We start from the raw sequence: 7,764 nt of genomic DNA, 5'->3' as shown, positions 1-7,764 counted from the left end.
AAATGATTTCATTTCCAGCAAATACGGATATTTTTGTTTGTCATCTGCCCGTATCATTTGGTTGTGGGATTGATGGAATGATTCGATATTGCAATATTATTTTAAATAAAGAGCCTTTAAGCAAGGCTTATTTTATGTTTATAAATAAAGGTAAAGAGCAAATCCGTATTCTTTGGTATGATGGGCAAGGCTTTTCATTATGCACAAAGAGAAGTTCGCAAGGAAGATTTTTATATTGGCCAAAAAATTCAAATGAATTATGTACAATCATTTCTTTTTTTGATGCACAAATTTTATTTTCAGGTGGAGAGCTAAAAAGTACAAAAGCAAAAAAAATTTGGAAAAAGATTGTATAAGTGAAGTTGACTTTTTGGAAATAATTCTTGCTATTGCTGCTGTAGCTGTATTTGTTAGTCCAATATCTTTAATAAAAGTATTTGAAAAACGTATAACGGTTGAATTGTAGGTATTCATTGCATTTTGGTTTAAACTTGTTACATGTGAAATTAATTGATTATAATTGTAATTTGTATTTCTTGCTAATAAGGTACCAATCAAAGCAATTCCAATACTTCCTCCAATTTGTCGAAATAAATTTAAGAGTCCAGCAACTTGGCCAAGCTCAAAACCAGAAAACTGACTTAAAATAGTCGAGTTTATGGGAATAAATAAAAATGCTAAAGCAACCCCTCTTGCAAAAAGCATATATAATATATCATGCTCCGAAGTTAACGAAGAAAAAAATGTCATCATAAATAAACAAATTTCAACCATAAATAATCCAATAAAGATCAAAATTCTTGGATCTCGAATTGTTTGCACCTGTTTTCCAATAAAAGGCATAAATAAAGCAGTTATTAAAGATCCCGGAATAAATATTTCACCAATTTGAACTGCATTATAATTAAATGTTCGAGTTAAAAATACTGGTAAAATAAAAACAATTCCATATAAAAAAAGCCAAGACAGCTCATTAATATAATTCCACTAACTACGATAGGTTCTTTAAATAATCTTAAATTTATAATAGGAAATTTTACGCGTAATTCCCACCAGACAAAGGTAACTAAACTTACAAGAGAAATGATACAGGCTGATGTAATTAATTTTGATTCAAACCAGTCATCTGCTTGCCCTCTTTCTAATAAAAATTGCAAACAACCCACCCCAAAAATAAGCAAAATTAACCCAAAAACATCTAAATCTGTTTTATTTTTAACTCCATTTGTCCTATCTTGAATACAAATAACGCCTAGAAATAAAGTTAAAATTCCTATTGGTAAATTTATATTAAAAATAGATCTCCATCCATAATTATCTGTTAAATATCCGCCTAAAACAGGGCCTAAAGTTGGTCCAACCATGACACTCATTCCAAATATGGCACCCGCTATTCCTGCTTTTTCTTTAGGAAATTGTTCATATATTAAGGCTTGAGAAGTGGGTAATAAAGCTCCCCCTGCCAATCCTTGTAATATTCTAAAAATGATTAATGAAATTAAATTTGGAGCTAATCCGCATGCAACCGAAGTTATTGTGAAAATACTTATACAACCTAAATAATAATTTCTTCTTCCTATACGTTCCCCAAGCCATGCTGATAAAGGTAACACAATAGCATTTGCTACAGTATAACCAGTAACAACCATACTAACGTCTTCTAAGGTTGCACCTAAATTCCCCATCATCGTTGGAATAGCAACATTTACGATAGAGGTATCAATAATTTCTAAAAGAGATGCTAGAACAGCAACGAAAATAATCAATCGAGATGTTAAATTCATTATTTCATCCGGTTTTCTTTATTTTAATAAAAGCAGATAAACCATTTTTTAACATTTCAATATCTTGCTCTGTTAGTTTTTCAAAATGAATTCGAACAGGTACACGTTGAACAACTTTAGTAAAATTTCCTGTTGAATTATCGGGTGGTAATAAAGTAAAAGTAGCACCTGTTGAAGAACTTTGCGCATAAACAAAACCTTTATAAGTTTTATTGGTATAGGCATCTACTTCGATTTGAACGGATTCTCCATTTTTAATATATTCTATTTCTGTTTCTTTAAAATTTGCGGTAATCCATCTTTCTTCTGTATCAACAAACCCTATTAAAGAAACACCTATTGAAGCAAGCTGTCCGACTTCTGCGGAGGTTTTTGAAATAATGCCATCCGCTGGTGCTTTTATTTTAGTATATTCTAATTGAACTCCGCTTCTGCTAACTGTGCTTCTAAACTTTCTTTTTGTGCTTTTAAGTCTGCTAAATTTGCAAGACTAGAATCATATTGCTGTGGTGTTGCAGCTCCAATTTTAAATAGTTTTTCTGTTCTTTTAAAATTATTATCAGAATCCGTTAATTTAGCATTTAAAGAAATTAAATTATATTTAACTTGTTTTAAAAAATTTAAATAATCTCGATTATCAATTTCAATTAATACATCGCCTTTTTTTACTTTTTTACCTTGAATTGCATTTACTTTTAAAATGAATCCAGAAACTTTTGGGGCTAGTAAAAAAGCGTGTCCTTCAATTTGAGCATTATCTGTCGAAATATAGACTATATTTTGATATATAAAGTATGAAATAATGCTTAAAGTTGTAACTCCAACAAAAGTAAGTAATATCTTTTTAATGGGAATTGGCATTTTAACCTACCTAAAGAATATTCAGGGTTATAATACCATAATTTTGTTTAATATGATTTCATTTCAAAAAATTGACTATAATGATAAATATTTATCCATTTTTTAATCAATTATGAGATAGTTTCATTAATATGACGCCAAAAATAATGAATATCAAACCAATAATTTTATAGAAATCAAAGTTTTCTTTAAAATAATAATAACTTACCAAAGAAATTAAAATAGTTCCAAAGCCAGACCAAGCGGCATAAACAAAACTTAATGGAAGATGTTTTGTGCTCAATGACATACAATAAAATGCAATTCCGTATCCAATAACAACAAATATACTTGGCCATAATTTAGTGAAACCGTCTGACATTTTTAATGATGTTGTTGCAAAAACTTCGAAAATAATAGAAATAAGTAAATATATAACGGCTATTATCATTCATTTTCCTTTTTTCATATTTTTAAATTAGACATAAACTTAATTTAAAAAAAAGTAAGCATTCCTTGTTATTTTATCACATTTTATTTTTATACCTTTAAATTATAGTAACTTATAAAAATTTTAAGAATCAAATGAATCTATTTTTATATAAATAATAAATTCAATCTTCTAAGTTATATAGTACAAATTTGACATTACAATAAAATTTTATTCGCTGCATAATTTCAATTACATAACCGATAAAAAAAGATGAGAGCAAATTTATAATGAAACACAAAATTGAGCCCATTAATCAAGAAGTCGAATTCGGTTTTGAAGAAATTCTCTTTTCATTAACTGATAAAAAAGGCGTTATTGTCGATAGTAATAATGTTTTTATAAAAGTTAGTGGTTATCAAAAAGAAGAGTTAATTTCTAAACCTCACAATATTGTGCGCCATCCTGATATGCCTAAATGCATTTTTGAATTATTCTGGAAAAAAATTCAAGCAGACCAGCCCATCGTCGCTTATGTCAAAAATATGAATAAAGAAGGAAAATTTTATTGGATATTATCAACAGTTATTCCAATTAAAGATGGCTATTTATCTATTAGAATAAAGCCTCAATCTTCTTTTTTAAATATGATTAAAGAGTTTTATCCTATTTTATTAGAAAAAGAAAAAAAAGATGGAATTAAAGCGGCCTCAGTACTTTTAATGGAAAAACTTTTACAGCATAATTTTGAAACCTATGAATCCTTTATGGTTCGAGCTCTATCGAATGAAATCCTTGCAAATAAAAAATTAATTCAATTGTCTCCATTAAATACAGAAGGTTTAGGAATTAAAAATCCTGTATACAAAGAAATTTCAAGGAGTTTTGGCAAAAATTCAAAACAATTTAATGTTGTATTAGATAAAGTTAAATCTATCATTGAATTTGCTCCCAATTTAAAAAGCAAAACAGATTCTATATTATTATCATGTAATAAACTAGATTATATTTCATTAAATATGTCTATAAATTCAGGAAATTTAGGACAAGAAACGGCATCTGTATCCATTATTTCACGTGAATTCCAATCTATGGTTTCCATAATAAGAGGGCTTGTAAAAAAATTTCAAGATAACTCTATTAAATTAAGAAGTGAAATTGAAACAATTGAATTTGAGTCTATGTATTCCTTTTTGCAAATTAAAACAATTGAATTATTTTTCAATGAGTTTTTTAATATGGAAAAGGATAATGATGGAGAACCTACTGATAACTCAGAAGGCTCAAGAAAAAATTTAAGAATATTATTTGCGCAATTAATTCAATCCATTAATTTAAATGCAATTAAAGCTCTAGAAAAATCGAGCTCTTCCTGTAAAGGACTGTTAGATATTTCTAACTTATTAAAAGGAAAAATATTTAGTCTTGAAATTACGAAAGATCTTTCAAAAATAGAAATATCTCGAAATAAAAGAATTGAAGGGTATTTTGATAATCAAATTCAAGATATTCAAAATTTCATTTCCGGAAATAAAGATAATATAGGAAATATTCAAGAAATGACTTCTGCGGCTGCAAATGAAATTAAAAATATTATAGACAGCATGAAAGAAATTAACAATTATATCAATTCGGTTAATAAAAAATTACAAAATTAATTCAAATTGTTAAAATCATCCAAATATAACCATAACAAACTGGAATTACTTGTTTATTAAAACCTTTCTCTTTCTCTTTGCTCATAATTTCTCTTTTTTTATTTGACATTGGGCCTTAATATGATATTCTGCCTCTCCGTTTGGCATAAAGCCAAATCTATTTATTTGGTAAATGTTTATGAAACAAATCAAAAACTACTCTTATTATTCCAGAAAATTGTATTCCTATACAAACACAACATATTGTTGTAGCTAATTTATTTTTTCTTATTTTAATCTATATAAAATTAAATATAATTTAAATTCTCCTTTAAAGGAAAAAATATGTGCTCTACAGAAAATCATCATCATAAAAAATTTTCAAAAACTCCTCTAATTTATTTCATTATGATTATCTTAGGTGTTTCTTTTGGTTTATCTGATATATCTTATCTTCAAAATTTTGGAGTTTTTATATCTGATATATTTATTAAATTATTTAAATTTATAAGTTTACCCATTATTGCCTTATCTCTTATTGTTACCTTAGCAAATTATAAGACAGAGTTTTCAGCTCAAAAAATATGGCAAAGAACCTTGTTATATACTTTAAGTACTACAATTATTGCAGCTACCGTAAGCTGTATTTTATATTTGGTGATAAAGCCTTCTAATATTCAAAATATTGCTACTAAAGAATTTATTACAAAAAACTCTGAAACAAGTTATTTAAATCATGTTTTAAATATCATACCATCCAGCATTTTTTCACCTTTCATTGAACATCAAGTCATGGCAGTGTTACTTTTAGGCATTGGAATTGGAATTGGAATTGCGATTCGCCTTATTCCTGAAGCAAATTCAAAACAAACTATCCTTCATTTATTCCAAGGATTGCACGGTATTTTTTTAATCATCACTCAGTGGATTATAAAAATTATTCCCTTAGGTCTATTTGGATTTATTACCGTAACAGCAATGGAATTAAAAAATGGGATGGAATTCAAAGGCATTGGTGAATATATAGCAGTAGTAGTTCTTGCAAATTTATTTCAAGGTTTTGTAATTTTACCATTATGGCTAAAAATGAATGGAATTAAACCTTACAAAACAATGAAAGGAATGTTGCCGGCTTTATCTTTAGCATTTTTTACGAAATCTTCTGCTGGTACTTTACCAGTAACAATTGAAACTGCAGAAAAAAATATCAATATAAATCCTAAAATTAGCCGATTTGTTTTACCTTTATGCACAAGTATTAATATGAATGGATGTGCTGCTTTTATATTTGCAACAGTTATATTTTTAATGCAAAATCATGGAATTGAAATTAGTTTATCAACAATGGTATTATGGATTTTCATTTCAACTATTGCTGCCGTTGGAAATGCAGGTGTCCCAATGGGTTGTTTCTTCTTAAGTGCAAGTTTACTTGCCAGCATGAATGTTCCTATCGTGTTATTAGGTATTATTTTACCCTTCTACAGTATTATTGATATGATTGAAACATCATTGAATGTATGGTCGGATTCTTGTGTAGCAAAAGTAGTAGATAAAAAAACAGAATTTCCTCTTTAAAAAATATTTAAAGTCCTTGATGAAATCCTTAATCAAGGACTTTAAATTTAATTATTTCCTCTTCAGTTAAGTATTTTTTAATATATTTTTTTATGAGTCCATTTTTTTTATATTATCTATTATTTCTTCAAATTTTTTGTAATTTTCATTATTAAACGTTTTTTTAGATAGAAATTCCAGATTTAAATTTTTCGTTATCTGAAGCCCAGTCACGTATTTCAAATATTTTAAGAAAAAACAAGAAATAAATATAAATTTTTACAATTAATAACAAATAGCAATATAAAGTCAAAATATTGATATCTTAAATTTTTCAAAAAGAAATTTTTTGCTAATTTAAAATCTTAGAAATTTATAAAATGCACTTTTTCTTTGAAAGGAAAAAAATATGCTAAATACAAGTATAGACACATCAACAATTCCACAAAATATAATTAATTTAACTCCAAAAACATTATCTTTAGTTCCACCTCTTTCAGAATTTATTTCTGAAAACCCAATGGGAAAATATAATAATAGTACTTTTTGTTTATTTTCGAAAGAATGGCTAAATTTACAATTATTTAATTCAAGAGTTTTGATGCTTCCTATTGCAAAAGAATCTTTTACAGATTTATATGGCGAATTTAAAGAAGAATACAAATCGGAAATAGAAGATGTTATAAAATGCATGAAAGAAATAAGAGATCTTTCCAACATATTTGGAAATCCAAATGTATTAGTTGCACAAATTTCAAAAAATCCAGACATTCTATTTACGGATAAAGTTCCAACTGAAATTTACACTCATATTGTTTGGTTTGCTGGAAAAGTTTATAGAGTGGCAAACAGCTTTACACAAACATATACTTATCTTCAAAAAGAATATGATAGATTTCTTTCTGCTACTTCGGATAGTGATAAAATATATATTGCGAAACGCTTAACTCTTGAGATTAAGGAGTTTATGTCGGGCCCTGGTGGACTCATAGAAAAAGCAAAAAGCATGCTTAAATTAACAAGCGACTTAATTAAAAGACTCGCTGAATTTGATATTGTTATGACCGAAAAAAATGAAAGATTAATTGCTTATTCAAATAGCTCGTCTCAATTTCTTGAAGAAGCAAGAAATGAATATAATGAAGACATTGAAAGAATTAAAGTCCTTGGCCAGGCAGCAGCGGCAGCCCATAAAGAATGGGAAGATTATACTATTGCAGCAACAACGACATCTGTTGGACTTCTTATCCTAACCTTAGGAATTGCTCTGCCTATTTCAGCAATTCTTGGAGGCACTTTAGGAGCAAAAGCTGCCGAAGCATTAAAGATGTATGATAAATACGTTTCAGATCAACAAAATACCCAAGTAGATGCTGCTAAAAAAGCACGTCTTATTTCAGACTTAGAATATTTTAATCTTGTAGAAAATGACACAAAAAATGCATGCGGAAGATTCGTACTGCAACTCAAAAAAGTAGAAGGAGCTTGGCTTCAAATTTATGGTGATCTGAAGCAC

General features: G+C 27.9%; 9 protein-coding genes. 4 read left to right on the top strand and 5 right to left on the bottom strand.

Annotated elements, in window-relative coordinates; translation table 11 throughout:
* On the top strand, positions 1–356 hold a 356-nt coding region (gene tnpB / locus ACIQ56_RS17300), incomplete at its 5' end, for an IS66 family insertion sequence element accessory protein TnpB (RefSeq protein WP_397602268.1).
* On the opposite strand, the gene ACIQ56_RS17295 is transcribed toward tnpB, so the two are convergent.
* The 5 genes from ACIQ56_RS17295 to ACIQ56_RS17275 form a co-directional block, all read right to left on the bottom strand.
* Positions 268–822 (bottom strand): hypothetical protein, encoded by a 555-nt coding sequence (locus tag ACIQ56_RS17295; RefSeq protein WP_397602267.1) that lies wholly within the window; start codon positions 820–822, stop codon positions 268–270. The genes tnpB and ACIQ56_RS17295 overlap by 89 nt on opposite strands.
* A gap of 95 nt (positions 823–917) precedes the next feature.
* On the bottom strand, positions 918–1,784 hold the full coding sequence (locus ACIQ56_RS17290; protein WP_397602266.1) for a DHA2 family efflux MFS transporter permease subunit: 867 nt from the start codon (positions 1,782–1,784) through the stop codon (positions 918–920).
* A 4-nt stretch (positions 1,785–1,788) separates the two neighbouring features.
* Complete coding sequence (locus ACIQ56_RS17285; RefSeq protein ID WP_397602269.1) at positions 1,789–2,187, bottom strand: efflux RND transporter periplasmic adaptor subunit; 399 nt, start codon at positions 2,185–2,187, stop codon at positions 1,789–1,791.
* Between the two features lie 11 nt (positions 2,188–2,198).
* Entirely contained in the window at positions 2,199–2,645 is a 447-nt protein-coding gene (locus tag ACIQ56_RS17280) for a biotin/lipoyl-binding protein (RefSeq protein ID WP_397602265.1), read from the bottom strand.
* A 106-nt stretch (positions 2,646–2,751) separates the two neighbouring features.
* Positions 2,752–3,075, bottom strand: a complete 324-nt coding sequence (locus ACIQ56_RS17275; RefSeq protein WP_397602264.1) for a DMT family transporter — start codon at positions 3,073–3,075, stop codon at positions 2,752–2,754.
* Between the two features lie 269 nt (positions 3,076–3,344).
* Between ACIQ56_RS17275 and ACIQ56_RS17270 the strand changes: the two genes are divergently transcribed.
* The 3 genes from ACIQ56_RS17270 to ACIQ56_RS17260 all read left to right on the top strand — a co-directional run.
* Positions 3,345–4,712, top strand: a complete 1,368-nt coding sequence (locus tag ACIQ56_RS17270) for a PAS domain-containing protein (RefSeq protein WP_397602263.1) — start codon at positions 3,345–3,347, stop codon at positions 4,710–4,712.
* Positions 4,713–5,036: 324 nt separating this feature from the next.
* On the top strand, positions 5,037–6,269 hold the full coding sequence (locus ACIQ56_RS17265) for a dicarboxylate/amino acid:cation symporter (RefSeq protein ID WP_397602262.1): 1,233 nt from the start codon (positions 5,037–5,039) through the stop codon (positions 6,267–6,269).
* Between the two features lie 388 nt (positions 6,270–6,657).
* The coding region (locus ACIQ56_RS17260) for a hypothetical protein (protein ID WP_397602261.1) at positions 6,658–7,764 on the top strand (1,107 nt) is incomplete at its 3' end.

Source organism: Silvanigrella sp., from assembly GCF_044369315.1.
Taxonomy (GTDB): Bacteria; Bdellovibrionota_B; Oligoflexia; order Silvanigrellales; family Silvanigrellaceae; genus Silvanigrella.
This window is presented reverse-complemented; position numbering and strand designations above follow the sequence as displayed.